The sequence below is a fragment of the Microvirga sesbaniae genome, from assembly GCF_025460805.1.
Taxonomy (GTDB): Bacteria; Pseudomonadota; Alphaproteobacteria; order Rhizobiales; family Beijerinckiaceae; genus Microvirga; species Microvirga sesbaniae.
In genome coordinates this window covers 234,229-252,674 of the sequence record NZ_JAMXFJ010000001.1, presented here as the reverse complement: position 1 = coordinate 252,674, position 18,446 = coordinate 234,229, and the positions used below count along the sequence as shown (strand labels likewise).

Sequence of the window (18,446 nt, the reverse complement as noted above, 5' to 3'; positions counted from 1 at the left end):
TTCGCGCATGCGGATCGGCCTGCGGCGACCGCGCCCAAACTCCGGCTCAATGGGGCCAGATTGGGGCGGCTCGGCGCGAAACTGCTAAGCTTCTGAAGCTAGAGGCGGATCGGCTTTATGCGTTGTCGGACGACGAGGTCAGTTCCAATCGCCAAGCACGGACTGAACGATCGCCAGCGCGGCCACAGCGGCTGTGTCAGCTCGCAGGATTCGCGGACCCAACGATACGCAAACACATCTTTCGTGGGCGGCGACAAGCGCTCTCTCCTGGTCGGTGAACCCTCCTTCGGGGCCCACGATAACGGCCAGACCAGCTTGATTGTTCCCAAGCTCGGCCAGAGCCCTGACCGGGTTGGAAACGGGGGCGTTCTCGTCGCAGAAGACGACCAGGCGATCCTTCTCCAACCCCTTGAGAAACCGCTCCAAATTCTCCTCCTCGCGGACCTCCGGAACCGACAGGATCCCGCATTGCTCGGCCGCCTCGACGGCGTTGCTGCGCATGCGGTCCAGGTTGACCCGGGAGGCCTGGGTCCGGCGGGTCAGAACCGGCTGGAGAACACCCGCTCCCATCTCCACGGCCTTCTGGACCATGTAGTCGAGCCGGGCATGCTTGAGCGGCGCGAAGGCGTAGATGATGTCGGGCGCGGTCCCCTGCTCCCGGGTCCGGGCCGCACAGACGAGGTCGGCGGCCTTGCGCCCTTCGACCGCCACCTCGGCGCGCCATTCTCCGTCCCGCCCGTTGAAGATCAGCACGGACTCGCCGGCCTTCAGGCGCAGGACGTTCAGGAGGTAATTGGCCTGCCCCCGCTCGAGCGGGATCCGGGCCCCGGCCCGGAGCGGGGCGTCGATGAAGAGGCGGGGGGCGTTGAAGTCGTAATCGGCCATGGCAACCTTCCGAAACGCCCCTCCTGTATCAAGTTCCCGGGCCCCGAGGGAGGGGCCGGCCGGTCCGGTCACGGAATATTCAGGTGCCAAACGGCACAGCTTATGCCCAAGGCGACCATTCGCCTCTTGGCCTCAAGGCCCTGAACCTGTTAACAGAACCCTGGCCCGCGAGACGTCGCGGGCCGAGTGAGGGAATTTTGGGCATGACGCATATCCGTTCGCACATCCTGGCTGCGCTTGCCGTCGCTGGCATTTTCGTGACGGCTCCTGCCTTCGCGCAGTCGAGCGCCTGCCAGGAAGGCCAGAAGATCCTGCAGGAGCGGCAGAACCTGATCCAGCAGGTCAACAAGCTCACCAACGGCGGCAAGAACAAGCAGATCGATCCCCGCGCCGCCTGCACGGTCTTCTCCAAGCTCGTGACGAACGGCGCCGCCGGCGAGAAATGGATGACCGACAACAAGGATTGGTGCCAGGTTCCCGATCAGCTGATCCAGAGCTTCTCCGAGGACCACAAGCGCTCCCAGCAGTTCAAGGGCCAGGCCTGCGGCGCAGCCGCCAAGATGGCCGAGATGGAAAAGCGCGCCAAGCAGCAGCAGCAGGGCCAGCAGGGCGGAATCGCGGGCAAGATGGGCGGTGGCCTGACCGGCACCTTGTCCGTCCCGAAGGGTGCCCTCTGAGCCCGGCCATCTGAGCGATGGAGCCCCCTGCAGCGCCGTCCCTTCCCGATGCGGTCAAGGGCCATTGGGCCGAGCGATGGGCGCCGGCCGGCTTCCGGCCCTACCTGCGCCTCGCCCGCATCGAGCGGCCTATCGGCTGGTGGCTGCTTCTCCTGCCCTGCTGGTGGTCGGCGGCGCTCGCCGCCATCGCGGCCGGGCAGCCCTGGCCGAACCCGGTCCACTGCCTGCTCTTCCTGATCGGCGCCGTCGCCATGCGCGGGGCCGGCTGCACCTATAACGACATCGTCGACCGGGATCTCGACACCCGTGTCGAGCGCACCCGCCAGCGCCCCCTTCCCTCGGGCCAGATCACCGTCAAGGGAGCCCTGGCCTTCCTGGCGCTCCAGGGGCTCGTCGGATTGCTGGTCCTGCTCCAGTTCAACGCCTTCGCGGTCGCGACCGGCTTCGCGTCCCTGGGGGTGGTCGCCCTCTACCCGTTCATGAAGCGCTTCTTCTGGATGCCGCAGATCGTCCTGGGCTTTGCCTTCGCCTGGGGGGCCCTGATGGGCTGGGCGGCGGCCTTCGGCTCCTTGAGCCCGGCCGCGATCCTCCTCTATCTCGGCAGCATTGCCTGGGTGGTGGGCTACGACACCATCTACGCCCTGCAGGACATCGAGGACGACGAGATCGCCGGGATCAAGTCCTCGGCCCGGTACTTCGGCGAGAACGTCAGGCTCGGCGTCGCCATCTGCTATGCGCTGACCCTCGTCTCCGTCACCGCGTCCTTGGGCTTGGCCGGAGCGGGCCTCGCGTCCTTCGCGGGACTGGGCCTCTTCGCCCTTCACCTGGGCTGGCAGGTGGCGCGCATCGACCCTTCTGACGGGGCCGGCGCGCTGCGCCTCTTCCGCTCGAACCGGGACGCCGGCCTGATCCTGTTTGCCGCCCTCACCCTCGACTGCCTCGTCTAGAGCATCTTTCGGGATCGGATCCGATGCTCAAGCCTTTGAGCGGCGCACCGCTCGGGACCCTGTCTTGATCGCTCGGCCGATCCGCCACCCCGTCATCACCGGGCCCTGACCACCTTCTCCACGTCATCACCGGGCTTGTCCCGGTGATCCCGATTCCGAGAGGCGCCGTGCTCGAGACAATCGGGATGGCCGGCGAGACAGGGGTGATGACTGGCCGGCCATGACGTGGGGGGTATCATCACAAGGATACGCTCGAGCATCGGACGTGAAAAGTGGTCCCACTTTTGGGATCGGATCCGATGCTCCCCTCTTGGCTGGCGCACCGTCCGAAAAGAAAGGTTTGGGAAGGCGGGATATGGTATCTCCTGCCCATGGTTCCCATCTCAGGCTCGATGCCGTCGTCCTCACCCCTTCCCATCCCGTCCCTCGCGCCTGCCGTGCGCGAGGCCGCCCACCGGGCGGGAGACCTGGCCCTGCCCTATTTCCGCGCCGGCGCCCAGACGGCCGCCAAGCTCTGGTACAAGGGGCAAAGCTCCCCGGTGACGGAGGCGGACATCGCCCTCGACACCTTCCTGAAAGGGCACCTGTCCGGGTTGCTCCCCGAGGCCGGCTGGCTCTCCGAGGAGACTGCCGACGATCCCGCGCGCCTCGACCAGAGCTATGTCTGGATCGTCGATCCCATCGACGGGACGAGGGCCTTCGCATCCGGCCACCCGGACTGGGCCGTCTCCATCGCCCTGGTGAGGGACGGCCGGACCGTTCTCGGCGTCCTCTACGCCCCGGCCCACGAGCGTCTCTACGAAGCGCGTCTCGGCGAAGGCGCCTGGTGCAACGGCGATCGGCTGCAGCTTCCCGGGTCCGGCCATGTCCCGCCGCGGGTCGCGGGTCCCAAGCCCCTCGTGGACCGGCTCGAGCGCCGCATGGGTCCGGTCGAGCGACTACCGAAGGTGCCGTCCCTGGCGCTCAGGCTGGCCCGGGTCGCCGACGGCTCCATCGACGTGGGCCTCGTCTCGGCCAACGCCCAGGATTGGGACATCGCCGCCGCGGACCTCATCCTGCGGGAGGCGGGCGGACGCCTGACCGAGCTCGACGGTTCGACCCCGGCCTACAACAGGCCCCATCCCGTACACGGCGAGATGATTGCCGTTGCGTCACAGTTGCATCCTCGTGCTATTGGGGCCATGAGAGCCTGAACACCGTCGGCTCGCTTCACCACCGATCCGTCCAACCCTCTTCAGAAGAGCCCTATCACCATGACCGACACGCCTGGCAAGCAACTCCTGCACCTGGTTTTCGGAGGCGAGCTCACCAGCCTCGAATCCGTCGATTTCAAGGATCTTTCCAAGCTCGACATCGTCGGAATCTTCCCGAACTACGCCAGCGCCCACACGGCCTGGAAGGCCAAGGCGCAGGCGACCGTGGACAATGCGCAGATGCGCTACTTCATCGTCCACCTCCACCGCCTGCTGGATCCGCAGAACGGCTGATCCCTCCTGTCACCATGGGTCTCGTCAAGCGCATCGTCCGGTCTCGAGCGGTCCAGGAAGTCCTGGGCCTTCTCGTCGCGGGCTATCTCAAACTCGTGCAGCGCACGAACCGGTTCGTCATGGAACCGGCGGATGCCTATGACCGGATCGAAATGCCCGTGATCGCCGCCATGTGGCACGGGCAGCATTTCATGATCCACTTCGCCAAGAGGCCGCAGGACAAGGCCGCAAGCCTCGTCTCCCGCTCGGGCGACGGCGAGTTCAACGCCATCGCGTTGCGCCATCTGGGGGTGCGGGCCATCCGGGGTTCCGGCGCGCGGGGCCGCGACATCCGCAAGAAGGGCGGAGCCCAGGCCATGCGGGCCATGCTCAGGGCGCTGAGCGACGGGGAGATGGTGGTGATGACGGCCGACATCCCGAAGATCTCGCGGGTCTGCGGCCAGGGCATCGTGACCCTCGCCCAGCTGTCGGGACGGCCCATCGTGCCGGTTGCCGTCGTCACCAGCCGCCGCATCGACTTCGACAGCTGGGACAAGGCCAGCATCGGCCTGCCCTTCGGCCGCGGCGCCATGGTGCTCGGGGACCCGATCCCGGTGCCGCGGGATGCGGACGGGGAGACGCTCGAATCCCTCAGACGAGCCGTCGAGAGGGAACTCGACCGGGTGCATGCGCGCGCCTATGATCTGGTGGGGTCGAAGGATCCTGGCGCCAAGGATCCTGGCGCCAAACCCCGGTCCGTGCTCATGGGAGGCTCCCGGGCATGAGCTTCCCGATCATCTTCAAGGCGTACCGCACGGCCGTTTCCGTCCTGGAGCCGGCCGTGCTGGGCCTCCTCTACTGGCGCCAGCACAAGGGCCGGGAGGACCGGACGCGGCTCGGGGAGCGGCAGGGCTATCCCAGCCGGCAGCGGCCCAAGGGCCACCTGATCTGGGTCCACGGCGCCAGCATCGGAGAGACCCTGTCGCTTCTGCCGGTCGTGGAGCGGATGACCCAGCGCGGCCTTGCGGTGCTCGTCACGTCGGGCACCAAGACCTCCGCCTCCCTGATCGCACGGCGCCTTCCGCCCGGCGCCATCCATCAGTTTGTCCCGCTCGATGTGCCACGTTATATAAAGAGGTTTCTGGACCATTGGCAGCCGGACCTGGCCCTGATCGCCGAATCCGAGATCTGGCCGAACACGATCATGGCCCTGTCGGAGCGCGACATCCCGCTGGTCATGGTCAACGGCCGGATGTCCGATCGATCGTACCGGCGCTGGCAGAAGATGCCGGGGATCATCCGGGGCCTTCTCGAGCGCTTCGCCCTCTGCCTCGCCCAGACGTCCGAGGACGCCGAACGGCTGGCGAGGCTCGGCGCCCCACGGGTGATCGTGACCGGCAACATCAAGTTCGACGCGGCGGCGCCGCCGGCCGATCCCCGCGTCGTGGCGCATCTCTCGGGGCTGATCGCAGGGCGCCCGGTCTGGCTTGCGGCCAGCACCCACCCCGGCGAGGAAAGTGCGATCATCGCGGTGCATCGCGCCCTGGCGGCCCGCCACCCTCGCCTGCTCACCATCATCGCGCCGCGCCATCCCGATCGGGGCCCGGAGGTCGCCGGCCTCGCCGGGCAGGCAGGCCTGCGGGCGAGCCGGCGGTCCGGGGGCATTCACCCGGACCGGGCCACGGACGTCTACGTGGTCGACACGATCGGCGAGATGGGCCTGTTCTACCGTCTCTCGCCCATCGTTCTCATGGGCGGCACCCTGGTGCCGATCGGCGGCCACAATCCCATCGAGCCGGCCAAGCTCGGCGCCGCTATCCTGCACGGCCCCCATATCCACAGCGCCACCGAGATCTACGATGCCCTTGACCAGTCGCGCGGCGCCGTGATGGTGAAGGACAGCGCCACCCTGGCCCGGGCCGTCAACGAAATGCTGACCAACGCGGCTCTGACGCGCGACATGGCCCGCAAGGCCGGAGATGCCGTGCAGGCGCTCGGCGGGGCCGTGGACCGGACCATGCAATCGGTCGAGCCCTTCATCGTGCAGGCGAAACTGGGAGCGCGCCGCTGATGCGGGCGCCGCATTTCTGGTGGGCGCCTTCCCCATCGTTTCGGGCGACGCTGCTGCGCCCGGCCGGACTTCTCTACGGCGCCATCGCCACGAGCCGGATGCAGCAGCCCGGCAAGAGGGCCGATCTTCCCGTCATCTGCATCGGCAACTTCACCGCCGGCGGCGCCGGCAAGACGCCGGCGGCCCTGGCCGTGGCAAGGATCCTCGAGGGCGCCGGAGAGAGCCCGGCCTTCCTGTCCCGCGGCTATGGCGGCTCCCTGCCCGGCCCGGTGCAGGTCCGGACGGAGCATACGGCCCGGGACGTGGGCGACGAACCCATCCTGCTTTCGGGTGCGGCCCGGACCATCGTGTCGCGAAACCGCCCGGCCGGAGCGCAGTTGGCCCACGAGATCGGGGCGACGGTCGTCATCATGGATGACGGGCTTCAGAACCCGTCGCTGACCAAGGATTGCGCCATTGCAGTCGTCGACGGGGCAACCGGGATCGGCAACGGACTGCCCCTGCCGGCCGGCCCCCTGCGCGCCGCCATGGACGCGCAATGGCCCAGGACCGACGCGGTTCTCGTCATCGGCGAGGGAGAGCCGGGGCGGCGCATCGCCGAAGAGGCCGAGCGGCGCGACAAGCGCGTGTTCACGGCGAGGCTCGAGCCGCCTGCGGAGACGGCCCGGTTGCTGGAAGGCCGGATGGTGCTGGCCTTTGCGGGCATCGGTCGGCCCGAGAAGTTCTTCGAGACCCTGAGGAGCTGCGGCGCTCTCGTCGAAGCCGCCCATTCCTTTCCCGACCATCACCGCTACACGCCAGCCGATCTCATGGCCCTGCGCCGCGAGGCGGCGACGCGTGGGCTTCACGCCGTGACGACGGAAAAGGACTTTGCGCGGGTCTTGTCGGCGGAGAAGACCAAGCCTTGGCCGGACTTGCTGGTCCTGCCCGTGCGCCTTCGAATCGAGAATGAGGCGGGGCTGCGCAACCTGCTCCTGCGCCGCATCAACGAGAGGCGCCTGAACGGCGGCGCTACGTCTGAGGCCCCGTCCCGCCGGTGATGCGCATCATCACCGCTTCGGGCGAGGCATAGGCCTCCTGCCGCTCGACGCTCCAGTACTTCAGCTCGTCGAGGGGGATCTCGACCCCCGTCACCGCGCAGCGCACATAGGCCCCGGGCTTCAGGACCCGGAGGTTGCTGTCGAGATATTGCACGACGGCTTCGCCGCCGCTGCGTTCGAACTTGTTCAACATCGATGACATCGAGGAATGCGTTGCGCCATCCTTCACATAAGCAGGCCCGACGAGGATTTCCAATCCCCGCTCAGAACAAGGCGCCCTGCTCCTCTGCGACCAGAAGCTTGGGCTTGGCCGCCTTCGGCCTCGTCCCGATCCGGCCGCCGGTCGCATCCGCCTGTCCGTCGGCGAACTCGAGCACGAGGGCCTGGCCGTCCAGCACCGCCTCCGCCGAGTTGAGCGGCTGCCCGTCCCCATCGCGGACGAGGACGAAGCCGCGCTTGAGCACCGATTTGTAGTTCAGGCTGTCGAAGAGCTTGGATACGGCGTCCAGCCGGTCGGCCTTGCGGGCGATCTGGCCCTGCAGCGCCGGACCGAGGCGCTCGGCCACCCTCTGGGCGAGTTCATGGGCCTGGGCGAGGCGCGTCCGCTCGGCACGCAGCAGAGTCTCGCGAGACACCACCAGGCGGCGTCCGATCTGCTTGAGGCTCTCCTCGCGCAGCAGGATGGACCGGCAGACCGCGTTGTAGGGGCGCGGCCCCACGGCATCGAGCCGGGCACGCATGCGGGCGACATTGGCCACCGGCGAGACGTGGGCGAGCTGGCGCGCCACCTTGAGCAGCCGCTCCTCGTGGCCACGGGCATTGCGGGCGAGCGCCGGATAGAGCTTGGCGGCGGCGAGATCGAGGCGCTGCCGCTTGGGCGAGACCAGGGCCTCGGGGCTCGGAAGCGCACGGGCGGTGGCGCGCAGGTCCGAACGGCGGCGCTCCACCAGGCGCAGGGCCGCCTCCCCGTGGCGGCGCGAGAGGTCGTTCACCGCGGCCATGAGCTCGACCCGCACCGGCACCACCATCTCGGCGGCGCCGGTGGGCGTGGGCGCCCGCATGTCGGCCGCATGGTCGATCAGGGTCCAGTCGGTTTCATGGCCGACCGCCGAGACGAGCGGAATCCCGCTCTCTGCCGCCGCCCGCACCACGATCTCCTCGTTGAACCCCCAAAGGTCCTCGATGGAGCCGCCGCCGCGGGCCACGATCAACACGTCCGGCCGCGGAACGGGCCCGCCCGGCTCGAGGGCGTTGAAGCCCCGGATGGCGGCGGCGACCTCGGCCGCGCAGGTCTCGCCCTGCACGCGCACAGGCCAGACCAGGACGCGGCGCGGGAAACGGTCCTCCAGCCGGTGGAGAATGTCGCGGATCACCGCTCCGGTCGGCGAGGTGACGACCCCGACGACCCGCGGCAGAAAGGGCAGCCGGCGCTTGCGCTCCTGGGCGAACAGCCCCTCCGCATTGAGCTTGCGGCGCCGCTCCTCGAGCAGCGCCATGAGGGCGCCAATGCCGGCCGGCTCCAGGGATTCGACGACGATCTGGTACTTGGACGAGCCCGGAAAGGTGGTGATGCGGCCGGTCGCGATGACCTCCATCCCCTCCTCGGGGCGGATCCTGAGCTTGGCGAAGGCTCCCTTCCAGATCACCGCGTCGATGCGGGCGTTCTGGTCCTTCAGGCAGAAATAGGCATGCCCCGAGGAATGGGGCCCGCGATAGCCCGATACCTCGCCGCGCAGGCGGACATGGCCGAACGCATCCTCGAGGGTGCGCTTGAGGGCACCCGCCAGGTCGGAGACCGACCATTCGGGAGCGTTGGAGGGAGCTTTGGCTGCGAACATGCCGTGAACCTAATCGTTCCGCCCCGGGCCTGCCAAGGGTCCGGAGCGGAATGCACACAGCCTTCCGGTCGCAGGCCCATGGGCGGTTTCATGTGCGATTGCGCACGTCACGGGCGTTTCAGGCACGCTGCTCGCACGCCATGATGGAACCTATCATACGAAATAACATTGCGTCAAAGTTGTCACTTTCAAAGGGGAGCCAGCCATGGCTGTCAACTTGACCTACACAATTGCCGATCAGAGGACCGGCACTCAGGATTTCACGCCGACCGACATCGCCGACATCACTGTCGTGGTGAGTCAGCCGGGCAGCGTCATTGCGCCTTCCGGAATGGGCATTCGAATGTCCCATCCGGCAGACCATTGCGACGTCACGGTGGACGGAACCGTCCGGAGCGCGGATGACGCAGGCGTTTACATTACGAAAGGTCAGCTGACCGTCGGCGCGACAGGACGGATCAGTGGCAGGTACGGTTTCGATTGCGCCAACCCGGCGGCCGTCACCAATCATGGCACGATCACCGGCATCGATGACGCCATCACCGGAGCCCGCGGCCTCACCCTGCTGAATGACGGAACCATTCAGGGCGGCCGCTATGGGATTTCCTACTTCCAAGTCGGCGCAGTCCACGTGACGAACGAGGGGACGATCTCGGGCGGGACCCAGGCCGTTCGAAGCGGACCGGGCGACGACGTCGTCATCAACAAAGGCTTCCTGAAAAGCGCCGATCCCATCACGGTTCTGCTCGGGCAAGGAAAAGATCTCTACGACAGCCGGCAAGGCGGCAGCGCCCCGGGATTCGTCGACCTTGGAGACGGGAACGACACCGCTTACGGTGGTGCCGCGGACGACAAGTTCCAAGGCGGCATGGGGAGCGACTGGCTCGCCGGCGGCGGCGGCTTCAATCTCCTGGCTGGTGGAGAGGGCGGCGATACCCTCGACGGAAGCAACGGGACGAGCCTCGCCTCCTACGAAGGTGCGACGGGCAAACTGACGATCCATATGGCCCATGAAGACCAGAACACCGGAGAAGCCGCAGGCGATCACTTCATCAACATCGCCGGCATCGTCGGGTCCCGCTTCAACGACACGATCATGGGGAACGACGACGGGAACGATCTGCGCGGCGGGAACGGGGCGGATTCCATTCTCGGCGGAGAGGGGGCGGATTCATTGTCCGGCGGCGATGGGGACGACACCTTCGAAGGCGGACAGGGCGACGACATGATCGACGGGGGCGGGAACGAAGACAACACGGCCGTTTATACGAAGAGCAAGTCCAACTACACGATCACCCACGATCAGGCCGGCTTCATTATCGTCGAAGACAAGACAGGCGACGAGGGCAAGGACAAGCTCTCGCATATCTGGACGCTCACATTCGCGGACGGCGCGATCGAAACCAACAAGGCGCCCGATTCCATATCCGTCTCGAAGACGAGCGTCGCCGAAGATGCGCTGGTGAACACCATCATCGCCGATCTGTCCGCTCACGATCCCGATGGCGATACCGTGAGGTTCGGCATCCTCGAGAACGACGGCTACTTCAGGATCGACGGCAACCACCTGGTCCTCGCCAAGGCGCTCGACTACGAGACGCAGCCTCAGCAGCACAAGATCACCCTCGAGGCGATCGATCCCTTCGGAGGCAGAACCTACAAGACGGTCACGATCAACGTGACGGATGTGAATGACACAGTCGTCGACCCGACCGACCCGACCGATCCGACCGATCCGACCGATCCTACAGATCCCACAGGTCCGACCCATCCGACGGGTCCGGCCGATCCGCTCGTTCTGATCGGCACGCCCAAACGGGATTCACTGACCGGCAAGGGCGGCAACGATGTGATCAAGGGCCTCGCGGATAAAGACATGGTGCAGGGCGATGGCGGCAACGACATGCTCTATGGCGGGCTCGGCAACGACACGCTTACCGGTGGTACGGGACAGGACGTGTTCGTGTTCGACAGGAAGCCCGCCAGGACCAATGCGCTGGCCAAGAAGCAGAACTGCGACAAGATCACGGACTTCTCGGTGGCCGACGACACGATCTGGCTGACGAAGGCAGCCTTCAAGGGCCTCGGCAAGAAGGGCGTGCTGGCCAAGAAGGAATTCCACATCGGCGCCAAGGCGCATGACGGCGACGATCACGTCATCTACAACAAGAAGACGGGTGCCCTGTTCTACGATGCCGACGGCACGGGGGCGAAGCAGGCCATTCAGGTCGCCACGTTGTCCAGGGACCTCAAGATGACCGAGGCGGACTTCTTCGTCCTTTAAGGGACGATCGGCCCCGGTCCTCGACCGGAGCCGCGCGGCCGTTCCGGAAGAAGAGGATCCCGTGTCGGGATGGGCGAGTGGATCCCTGCCTTCGAGCGGATGACACCTGAAGCATCGCGTCGGTTTCCGCCTCCAGCGGGAGCCGCTCGCCCCCAACCCTGAGGACGCGTCATCTGACCGGTTGAAGCCGGCCTTCCGTCCGGTTAAGAGCAGCCTGTCACAGCAAGGCGGCAGGCATGAACATCCTTCTCATCGGATCCGGCGGACGCGAGCATGCTCTGGCCAGAAGCCTCTCGGCGAGCCCCCTGTGCGACAGGCTGCTCGTCGCTCCCGGCAATCCCGGCACCGCGCAGCACGGCACCAACGTGGTGCTCGATGTGACCGACCATGGGGCGGTGATCGATTTCTGCCGGGTCATGAAGGTCGATTTCGTGGTCGTCGGCCCCGAGGCTCCCCTGGTGGCGGGCCTCGTGGACGATCTCGCGGCCGCGGGCATCAAGGCCTTCGGGCCGAGGAAGGCCGCCGCCCAGCTCGAGGGCTCGAAGGCCTTCACCAAGGATCTGTGCGCGGAATTCGGCATCCCGACCGCCGCCTACCGGCGCTTCACCGATGCGGAGGCGGCGAAGGCCTATATCCGCGGGTACGGCGTGCCGATCGTCGTCAAGGCGGACGGGCTTGCCGCCGGCAAGGGTGTGGTGGTCGCAACCTCCTTCGAAGAGGCCGAAGAGGCCATCGACATGATGATCGGCGGCGGCCTGGGCGCGGCCGGCGCCGAGGTCGTGATCGAGGCTTTCCTCGACGGCGAGGAGGCGAGCTTCTTCGCGCTCTGCGACGGCACCCACGCGATCCCGTTCGGCACCGCGCAGGACCACAAGCGCGTCTTCGACGGGGACAAGGGTCCCAACACCGGCGGCATGGGGGCCTATTCGCCGGCCGCCGTGATGACGCCGGAGCTTCAGGCCCGCGCCATGCGCGAGATCATCGAGCCGACCCTGGCCGGCATGAAGGCGCGCGGGACGCCCTACACGGGCATCCTCTATGCGGGCCTGATGCTCACCGAGAGCGGCCCGCAGCTCATCGAATACAACGCCCGTCTCGGCGATCCCGAAACGCAGGTTCTTCTGCCGCGCCTGAAATCCGATCTCGTGACGGCGCTGCTCGCCGCCTGCGATGGTGTTCTGAACAGCATCTCCCTGCAATGGTCGGATCAGGCGGCGCTCACCGTCGTGATGGCCGCGAAGGGCTATCCCGGAGCGGTCGAGAAGGGATCCGAGATCCGGGGCATCGACAAGGCCGAAGCGCTCGACGACGTCATCGTCTTCCACGCGGGCACGAAACAGGATGGCGACAGGATCGTTGCCATTGGGGGACGCGTGCTCAACGTCACGGCGCTGGGACGCACGATCTCCGACGCGCAGAGGAAGGCCTATGAGGCTGTCGCCAGGATCGAATGGCCGAACGGCTTCTGCCGGAAGGACATCGGATGGCGCGCGGTGGAGCGCGAGAGCGAATGAGCACCCGCTGATTCCATCGAGGGATGACGATGCGGAACATTCTCCACTCTTAGTTGTAATCCCTTTTTTTCCTAAGCTTTTCCATCCCATTCGCGGACAAATGCTCTAGCTTCTTGAAGCATTCCTGATTGCAACCAGCGAGCGGCCATCCATGAGCGACGATCTCTTTCCCGGTTTCGACAGCCACTGGATTGACACCGAGATCGGCCGGATCTTCGCGCGCTCGAAGGGCACGGGAAAACCCCTGGTGCTGCTGCACGGATTTCCCCAGACCCACGCCATGTGGCACCACCTCGCGCCGACCCTGGCCGAAACCTACGCGGTCGTCTGCATGGATCTGCGCGGCTACGGCTGGTCGTCGGCGCCCAAGGGCGATGCCAAGCACGAGACCTATTCGAAGCGCGCCATGGGCCGGGACGTCATCCAGGTGATGGAGGCTCTGGGGCATGTGCATTTCGCCGTGGCCGGGCACGACCGCGGCGCCCGCGTGGCCTACCGCCTGGCGCTCGACCATCCCGGCCGGGTGGAACGCCTCGCCCTCCTCGACATCCTGCCGACCTACCACGTATGGGAGCAGATGCGGACAGGGAAGGTTCCGGAAGCCCACTGGGGCTATCTTTCGCAGGCCTACCCGAAACCGGAAGACGAGATCGAGCGCGACCCCATTCCGTATTTCGAGGGGCTGATGCGGCAATGGTCGGCGGCCGGCGATCTCGGCGCGTTCGATCCCCGCGCCTTGCACTCCTATTGGCAGAGCTGCAACGAACCCAATCGCATCCACGCCTTCTGCGAGGATTACCGCGCCGGCGCCACCCGCGACATCGAGGCGGACGAGGCCGACCTCGCCGCGGGCAGGACGATCCAATGCCCGACCTACGTGATCTGGAGCGACTATTATCTCGTCAGCGGCCCAGTCGGCGACAGGAAGCAGCCGCTCGACATCTGGCACAAGAGCTTCACGCCCAAAGCGACCGGGATCGGCGTCACGTCGGGCCACTTCGTCGCGGAGGAGAATCCGGGCGCGACGCTGGAGGCCCTGCGGGCGTTCCTGGCGGCCTAGACCTGTTTCCACTCACGTGGAATCATCTCTCTTCTTTGCCTGACCGCATTTTTTGACGGTGAACCGGATCCACCTCACCGAAAAATGCTCTAACGCTTTGCTTCGAAAAACCCCTTCAGCAATGCCGCCGCCTCACTCTCGCGGATGCCGCCGTAGACCTCCGGGGCGTGATGGCAGGTGGGCTGGTCGAAGAAGCGCACGCCGCTGTCGACCGCGCCGCCCTTCGGATCGAAGGCCGCGTAATAGACCCTCCGGATCCGGGCGAAGGAGATGGCGGCCGCGCACATGGTGCAGGGCTCCAGGGTCACGTAGAGATCGCAGCCCGTGAGCCGCTCGTCGTCCAGAGCCGCGCAGGCGCGGCGGATGGCGAGCATCTCCGCATGAGCCGAGGGATCGCGCAGCTCCCGCGGGCGGTTTCCTGCCGACGCGATGACGCGGCCGTCCCGGACGATGGCCGCCCCCACGGGCACCTCCCCGCGCGCCGACGCGGCGCGGGCCTCGTCGAAGGCCACGCTCATGGGATCCGGTCGTCCCGGATCAAGCGGCTCCAGATCGGCGTTATCCGTCAAACGGTTCGTTCCTTAATCCTCGCTTCTCCGACACTCCTCTGCTATCAGGCTCCCATGACCGACAGCAACGACGATAATCGCAGGGGCCGCTCCTCGGGACGCTCCGACCGTGGCCGCACCCCCGGGGACAGGCCCTTCCGCAAATCCCGCGACGGCGGCGAGCGCCCCTTCCGGGCCCGTGGCGACGACGACCGCCCGCGCAAGCCGCGCGAGGGAGGCGACCGGCCTTCGCGCAGCCGCGACGGCGACAAGCCCTTCCGCCCCCGTGGAGAAGCGGGCGACCGGCCCTTCCGCAGCCGGGACAACGATGAGCGCCCCCGCCGCTTCGAAGGCGGAGACAAGAAGCCGTTCCGGGCCCGCAGCGAGGGCGGCGACAAGCCGTTCCGCAGCCGCAGCGCCGGGGACAAGCCGTTCCGCGGCCGTGCCGGCGACGAACGCCCGCGCCGCTTCGACCGGTCGGCCGAGGATCGGCCGCGCCGCACCCGCGAGGACCGTCCCGAGGTGCAGGCCGAGCCGCAAGAGCCCGCCGAGGACCGGATCGCCAAGGTGATCGCCCGCGCCGGCATCGCGTCCCGCCGCGACGCCGAGGTGCTGATCGCCGAGGGCCGGGTCACGCTCAACGGCACGGTGCTGGAATCCCCTGCGGTCAACGTGACCGCGGCCGACAGGATCACCGTGGACGGGGAGCCCCTGCCGGCCAAGGAGCGCACGCGCCTGTGGCTCTTCCACAAGCCGCGCGGCCTCGTGACCACGGCCCGCGACCCGGAGGGCCGTCCGACCGTGTTCGACAACCTGCCCGAGGACCTGCCCCGCGTGGTGGCGGTGGGCCGGCTCGACATCAACACGGAAGGCCTGCTGCTCCTGACCAACGACGGTGGCCTCGCCCGCGTGATCGCCCATCCCGACACGGGATGGTTGCGCCGCTACAAGGTGCGCGCCCACGGCGAGATCAACCAGGCGGACCTGGACCGCCTGCGCGACGGCATCAGCATCGACGGGATCGATTACGGCCCCATCGAGGCGCGCCTCGATCGGGTGCAGGGCGACAACGCCTGGATCACCATGGGCCTGCGGGAAGGCAAGAACCGCGAGATCAAGCGGATCCTCGAGCATCTCGGCGTTCAGGTGAACCGCCTCATCCGCATGTCCTTCGGCCCGTTCCAGCTCGGCGACCTCGAGGTCGGCCTCGTGGAGGAGGTGCGCACCAAGGTGCTGCGGGATCAGCTCGGCGAGGCGCTCGCCGCCGAGGCCGGCGTCGATTTCGAGAGCCCGGTGCGCGAGCCCATCGCGCCCTTCGGCTCCTCGAAGAAGCAGGACCGGGAGGAGCGCGGCGAGCGTCCCGGCCGCTTCGGCCGCGACCGGGACGACGAGCGCCCGCGCCGTCGCCGTGACGACGATGAGAGGCCGTCCCGCGGCCGCGGCGGCGACCGCTTCGAGCGCGACGAGGAGGAGCCCCGGAAGCGCCCCTCCCGCCTCGACGTGAAGACCAGCGTGTGGCGGGCCGGCGAAACGGACGAGGACGCTCCGCGCCGAAAGGTCCCGCGCCGGGGCGCCGATCCGAAGGAGGCCCGCGCGGCGAGCGGCGAGCGCGAGCGCGAGCGCGTCGGGGCGATCGCGTCGCGCGAAGGCCGCAAGGTGGTGGTGGAACGTCTCGTGCGCCAGCCCGAGGACGAGGAAGCCCCTCCGCCGCGCAGGGGCCGCGCCTCCGCCGGAGAGGATCGTCCGCGCCGTCGCGACGACCGCGACGCGGTGCCGGCTCGCCGCGGCCGCGAGGGCGGAGACCGTCCGGCCCGTCGCGAGGATGACCGCCCGCGGCGTCCTGCGGGCGACAGGCCGTTCCGCGCCCGCGCCGAGGGAAACGAGGATCGTCCCCGCGCCCGCCAGGGCGAGCGCCCCTTCCGGGCCCGTGGCGACGACGACCGCCCGCGCAAGCCGCAGGGTGACCGGCCGTTCCGGGCCCGCGGCGACGACGACCGACCCCGTCGCGGCCCTCCGCGGGGCGATGGGCCCTCGCGCGGCGGTCCGAGAGGCGATGGTCCGAGAGGCGATGGTCCGAGGGGCGGCGGCTTCAAGGGCGGCCCCAGGGGCGCGTCCAGGGGCAGCGCGTCCAAGGGCGGAGCCTCCAAGGGCGGCTTCAAGGGCGGCGGTTCCAAGGGCGGCCCGCGCGGCCGCCGCTGATGGGGTTTAGACGATGAGAATCGTGGGCGGGCGCTGGCGCGGCCGCTCGCTCAAGGGGCCGAGCTCGGACGCCATCCGCCCGACCTCGGACCGCCTGCGCGAGACGCTCTTCAACATCCTGCAGCACGGCTACGACGATCCCATCGAGGGCGCACGCGTGCTCGATCTCTTCGCGGGCACCGGCGCTCTGGGCCTGGAGGCGCTCTCGCGCGGGGCCGCCTTCGCGCTCTTCGTCGACGACGGGGCGCAGTCCCGCGGCATCATCCGCGAGAACGTGGAAGCCCTCGGGGCCGGGGGCGCGACCCGCCTGTTCCGCCGCGACGCCACCCGCATGGGCGAGGCCGCGCCCAACCCCCCCTTCTCCGTGGTGTTCTGCGATCCGCCCTACGGCCGCGATCTCGCGCCCAAGGCCCTGCGCGCCTGCGCCGAGGGCGGCTGGCTTTTGCCCGATTCGCTCGTGATCGTCGAGGAAGCGCAGGGCGCCGAGGTCGCGCTGCCCGAAGGCTTCGAGGAGCTCGAGCGGCGCGATTACGGGGAGACGCAAGTGGTGTTCGGGCGCTATCGCGCTTGACCTTCTGCAGTCTGCCGGCACTCCCGCATTTGCCCCGCCTTCGCCGGCCCGCTATACCGCCCCTTCCCTTTCGATCGTAATGGAAGCTCCATCATGAAAGCGGTTCTCTTCGAGCAGTTCGGCCAGCCGCCGCGGGTGCAGACCGTGCCGGATCCGACGCCCTCGGCCGAGGGCGTGGTGATCAAGGTGGAGGCGACGGGCCTGTGCCGGAGCGACTGGCACGGCTGGATGGGGCATGATCCCGACGTGGTGCTGCCGCACGTGCCGGGGCATGAGCTTGCCGGTACGGTTCTGGCCACAGGCCGCCAGGTCACGCGCTGGAAGACGGGCGATCGCGTCACGGTGCCGTTCGTCGGCGGCTGCGGCCATTGCCATGAATGCCATTCCGGCAACCACCAGGTCTGCGAGCAGCAGTTCCAGCCGGGCTTCACCGCCTGGGGCTCGTTTGCCGAATACGTCGCGGTCGACTACGCCGACACCAACCTCGTCGCCCTCCCCGACGAGCTCGATTTCGCCACCGCGGCGAGCCTCGGCTGCCGCTTCGTCACATCGTTCCGCGCCATCGTCGACCAGGGCCGGGTGAAGCCCGGCGAATGGGTGGCGGTGCACGGATGCGGCGGCGTGGGCCTGTCGGCGATCATGATCGCGTCCGCCATGGGGGCGAACGTGATCGCCATCGATCTCACGGACGAGAAGCTCGCATTCGCCAGGACGATGGGCGCGGTGGCGACGGTGAATGCCCGCGACGGCAGGGATGTGGTCGGCGCCGTGAAGGAGATCACGCGGGGCGGCGCGCATGTCTCCATCGACGCCCTCGGCCACCCGGCGACCTGCTTCAACTCCATCGCCAACCTGCGCCGCCGCGGGCGTCACGTTCAGGTCGGCCTGATGGTGGGCGAGCACGCCCGCGCGCAGGTGCCGATGGCGCAGATCATCGCGCACGAGCTGGAGGTCTACGGCAGCCACGGCATGCAGGCCTTCCGCTACCAGGACATGATGGCCATGATCCGGACCGGCAAGCTCATGCCGCAGCAACTCGTCGGTCGGCACATCAGCCTCGACGAGGCGCCTGCCGCCTTGATGGCCATGGACCGCTTCGAGGGGCTCGGCATCAGCGTCATCACGCGGTTCTGAAACCGTCTGGGCCCTCTTGTCATCCCCGGCCTTGTGCCGGTGATCCCGATCGTTCGGAGCGCCGCGCCTCACCGGATCGGGATGGCCGGCGAGAGGCGGGTGATGACCGGCCGGCCATGACGGGGTGGGTGTCACCCGGTCTGATCCTGCTCCCCGTGCTTCGCGGCAAGGGCAAGAAACATGCGCCTCGTCCTGCATTCACGTTGTTGAAC

General features: G+C 68.0%; 17 protein-coding genes. 13 read left to right on the top strand and 4 right to left on the bottom strand.

Features of this window, described 5'->3' with window-relative positions; genetic code table 11:
* Window positions 1-138: 138 nt before the first annotated feature.
* A complete protein-coding gene (locus OCW50_RS01145; protein ID WP_262268494.1) occupies window positions 139-885 on the bottom strand; it encodes a 16S rRNA (uracil(1498)-N(3))-methyltransferase in 747 nt (248 codons plus the stop codon).
* A 203-nt stretch (window positions 886-1,088) separates the two neighbouring features.
* On the opposite strand from OCW50_RS01145, the gene OCW50_RS01140 reads away from it, so the two are divergent.
* The 7 genes from OCW50_RS01140 to lpxK all read left to right on the top strand — a co-directional run bounded on the left by OCW50_RS01140 (window position 1,089) and on the right by lpxK (window position 7,086).
* The gene (locus OCW50_RS01140; RefSeq protein ID WP_262296140.1) at window positions 1,089-1,562 is read left to right on the top strand and encodes a hypothetical protein; all 474 of its coding nucleotides are present in this window, start codon (window positions 1,089-1,091) and stop codon (window positions 1,560-1,562) included.
* Between the two features lie 17 nt (window positions 1,563-1,579).
* Window positions 1,580-2,509, top strand: coding sequence for a 4-hydroxybenzoate octaprenyltransferase (ubiA, locus tag OCW50_RS01135; RefSeq protein ID WP_262268492.1), 930 nt, complete (start codon window positions 1,580-1,582; stop codon window positions 2,507-2,509).
* Window positions 2,510-2,880: 371 nt separating this feature from the next.
* Window positions 2,881-3,702 carry a 3'(2'),5'-bisphosphate nucleotidase CysQ gene (locus tag OCW50_RS01130; protein ID WP_262296139.1) on the top strand — a complete coding sequence of 274 codons (822 nt, stop codon included), beginning with the start codon at window positions 2,881-2,883 and terminating at the stop codon, window positions 3,700-3,702.
* A 60-nt stretch (window positions 3,703-3,762) separates the two neighbouring features.
* Entirely contained in the window at window positions 3,763-3,996 is a 234-nt protein-coding gene (locus OCW50_RS01125) for a DUF4170 domain-containing protein (protein ID WP_262268490.1), read from the top strand.
* A 14-nt stretch (window positions 3,997-4,010) separates the two neighbouring features.
* Window positions 4,011-4,760 (top strand): lysophospholipid acyltransferase family protein, encoded by a 750-nt coding sequence (locus OCW50_RS01120; protein ID WP_262296138.1) that lies wholly within the window; start codon window positions 4,011-4,013, stop codon window positions 4,758-4,760.
* Window positions 4,757-6,046, top strand: coding sequence for a 3-deoxy-D-manno-octulosonic acid transferase (locus tag OCW50_RS01115; protein ID WP_262296137.1), 1,290 nt, complete (start codon window positions 4,757-4,759; stop codon window positions 6,044-6,046). The genes OCW50_RS01120 and OCW50_RS01115 overlap by 4 nt, the downstream gene beginning before the upstream one ends.
* Window positions 6,046-7,086, top strand: a complete 1,041-nt coding sequence (lpxK, locus tag OCW50_RS01110; RefSeq protein WP_262296136.1) for a tetraacyldisaccharide 4'-kinase — start codon at window positions 6,046-6,048, stop codon at window positions 7,084-7,086. Before OCW50_RS01115 ends, lpxK begins: the two co-directional genes overlap by 1 nt.
* On the opposite strand, the gene OCW50_RS01105 is transcribed toward lpxK, so the two are convergent.
* Together OCW50_RS01105 and xseA are read right to left on the bottom strand one after the other, a co-directional pair.
* Window positions 7,058-7,279 carry a DUF2093 domain-containing protein gene (locus OCW50_RS01105; RefSeq protein ID WP_262296135.1) on the bottom strand — a complete coding sequence of 74 codons (222 nt, stop codon included), beginning with the start codon at window positions 7,277-7,279 and terminating at the stop codon, window positions 7,058-7,060. The genes lpxK and OCW50_RS01105 overlap by 29 nt on opposite strands.
* Before the next feature lie 70 nt (window positions 7,280-7,349).
* Window positions 7,350-8,924 (bottom strand): exodeoxyribonuclease VII large subunit, encoded by a 1,575-nt coding sequence (xseA, locus tag OCW50_RS01100; protein WP_262296134.1) that lies wholly within the window; start codon window positions 8,922-8,924, stop codon window positions 7,350-7,352.
* A gap of 205 nt (window positions 8,925-9,129) precedes the next feature.
* On the opposite strand from xseA, the gene OCW50_RS01095 reads away from it, so the two are divergent.
* The 3 genes from OCW50_RS01095 to OCW50_RS01085 all read left to right on the top strand — a co-directional run bounded on the left by OCW50_RS01095 (window position 9,130) and on the right by OCW50_RS01085 (window position 13,782).
* Window positions 9,130-11,208, top strand: coding sequence for a cadherin domain-containing protein (locus tag OCW50_RS01095; protein WP_262296133.1), 2,079 nt, complete (start codon window positions 9,130-9,132; stop codon window positions 11,206-11,208).
* Between the two features lie 236 nt (window positions 11,209-11,444).
* Window positions 11,445-12,722, top strand: a complete 1,278-nt coding sequence (gene purD, locus OCW50_RS01090) for a phosphoribosylamine--glycine ligase (RefSeq protein ID WP_262296132.1) — start codon at window positions 11,445-11,447, stop codon at window positions 12,720-12,722.
* Between the two features lie 151 nt (window positions 12,723-12,873).
* Window positions 12,874-13,782 carry an alpha/beta fold hydrolase gene (locus OCW50_RS01085; RefSeq protein ID WP_262268482.1) on the top strand — a complete coding sequence of 303 codons (909 nt, stop codon included), beginning with the start codon at window positions 12,874-12,876 and terminating at the stop codon, window positions 13,780-13,782.
* Between the two features lie 89 nt (window positions 13,783-13,871).
* Here OCW50_RS01085 and OCW50_RS01080 read toward each other — a convergent pair whose 3' ends face one another.
* Window positions 13,872-14,300, bottom strand: a complete 429-nt coding sequence (locus OCW50_RS01080; protein ID WP_262296341.1) for a nucleoside deaminase — start codon at window positions 14,298-14,300, stop codon at window positions 13,872-13,874.
* Between the two features lie 105 nt (window positions 14,301-14,405).
* On the opposite strand from OCW50_RS01080, the gene OCW50_RS01075 reads away from it, so the two are divergent.
* The 3 genes from OCW50_RS01075 (at window position 14,406) to OCW50_RS01065 (ending at window position 18,234) form a co-directional block, all read left to right on the top strand.
* The gene (locus tag OCW50_RS01075) at window positions 14,406-16,529 is read left to right on the top strand and encodes a pseudouridine synthase (RefSeq protein WP_262296131.1); all 2,124 of its coding nucleotides are present in this window, start codon (window positions 14,406-14,408) and stop codon (window positions 16,527-16,529) included.
* A gap of 13 nt (window positions 16,530-16,542) precedes the next feature.
* A complete protein-coding gene (gene rsmD, locus OCW50_RS01070) occupies window positions 16,543-17,100 on the top strand; it encodes a 16S rRNA (guanine(966)-N(2))-methyltransferase RsmD (RefSeq protein ID WP_262296130.1) in 558 nt (185 codons plus the stop codon).
* Between the two features lie 93 nt (window positions 17,101-17,193).
* On the top strand, window positions 17,194-18,234 hold the full coding sequence (locus tag OCW50_RS01065; RefSeq protein WP_262296129.1) for a zinc-dependent alcohol dehydrogenase family protein: 1,041 nt from the start codon (window positions 17,194-17,196) through the stop codon (window positions 18,232-18,234).
* Window positions 18,235-18,446 lie beyond the last annotated feature (212 nt).

Excerpts from the sequence above, each read along its gene's own strand:
- OCW50_RS01105 (WP_262296135.1), bottom strand. The coding sequence starts at position 7,279 with ATGTTGAACAAGTTCGAACGCAGCGGCGGCGAAGCCGTCGTGCAATAT.
- OCW50_RS01125 (WP_262268490.1), top strand. The coding sequence starts at position 3,763 with ATGACCGACACGCCTGGCAAGCAACTCCTGCACCTGGTTTTCGGAGGC.
- lpxK (WP_262296136.1), top strand. The coding sequence starts at position 6,046 with ATGCGGGCGCCGCATTTCTGGTGGGCGCCTTCCCCATCGTTTCGGGCG.
- OCW50_RS01080 (WP_262296341.1), bottom strand. The coding sequence starts at position 14,300 with ATGAGCGTGGCCTTCGACGAGGCCCGCGCCGCGTCGGCGCGCGGGGAG.
- OCW50_RS01095 (WP_262296133.1), top strand. The coding sequence starts at position 9,130 with ATGGCTGTCAACTTGACCTACACAATTGCCGATCAGAGGACCGGCACT.
- OCW50_RS01120 (WP_262296138.1), top strand. The coding sequence starts at position 4,011 with ATGGGTCTCGTCAAGCGCATCGTCCGGTCTCGAGCGGTCCAGGAAGTC.
- ubiA (WP_262268492.1), top strand. The coding sequence starts at position 1,580 with ATGGAGCCCCCTGCAGCGCCGTCCCTTCCCGATGCGGTCAAGGGCCAT.
- xseA (WP_262296134.1), bottom strand. The coding sequence starts at position 8,924 with ATGTTCGCAGCCAAAGCTCCCTCCAACGCTCCCGAATGGTCGGTCTCC.
- OCW50_RS01085 (WP_262268482.1), top strand. The coding sequence starts at position 12,874 with ATGAGCGACGATCTCTTTCCCGGTTTCGACAGCCACTGGATTGACACC.
- OCW50_RS01145 (WP_262268494.1), bottom strand. The coding sequence starts at position 885 with ATGGCCGATTACGACTTCAACGCCCCCCGCCTCTTCATCGACGCCCCG.
- OCW50_RS01115 (WP_262296137.1), top strand. The coding sequence starts at position 4,757 with ATGAGCTTCCCGATCATCTTCAAGGCGTACCGCACGGCCGTTTCCGTC.
- OCW50_RS01075 (WP_262296131.1), top strand. The coding sequence starts at position 14,406 with ATGACCGACAGCAACGACGATAATCGCAGGGGCCGCTCCTCGGGACGC.
- OCW50_RS01140 (WP_262296140.1), top strand. The coding sequence starts at position 1,089 with ATGACGCATATCCGTTCGCACATCCTGGCTGCGCTTGCCGTCGCTGGC.
- purD (WP_262296132.1), top strand. The coding sequence starts at position 11,445 with ATGAACATCCTTCTCATCGGATCCGGCGGACGCGAGCATGCTCTGGCC.
- OCW50_RS01130 (WP_262296139.1), top strand. The coding sequence starts at position 2,881 with ATGGTTCCCATCTCAGGCTCGATGCCGTCGTCCTCACCCCTTCCCATC.
- rsmD (WP_262296130.1), top strand. The coding sequence starts at position 16,543 with ATGAGAATCGTGGGCGGGCGCTGGCGCGGCCGCTCGCTCAAGGGGCCG.
- OCW50_RS01065 (WP_262296129.1), top strand. The coding sequence starts at position 17,194 with ATGAAAGCGGTTCTCTTCGAGCAGTTCGGCCAGCCGCCGCGGGTGCAG.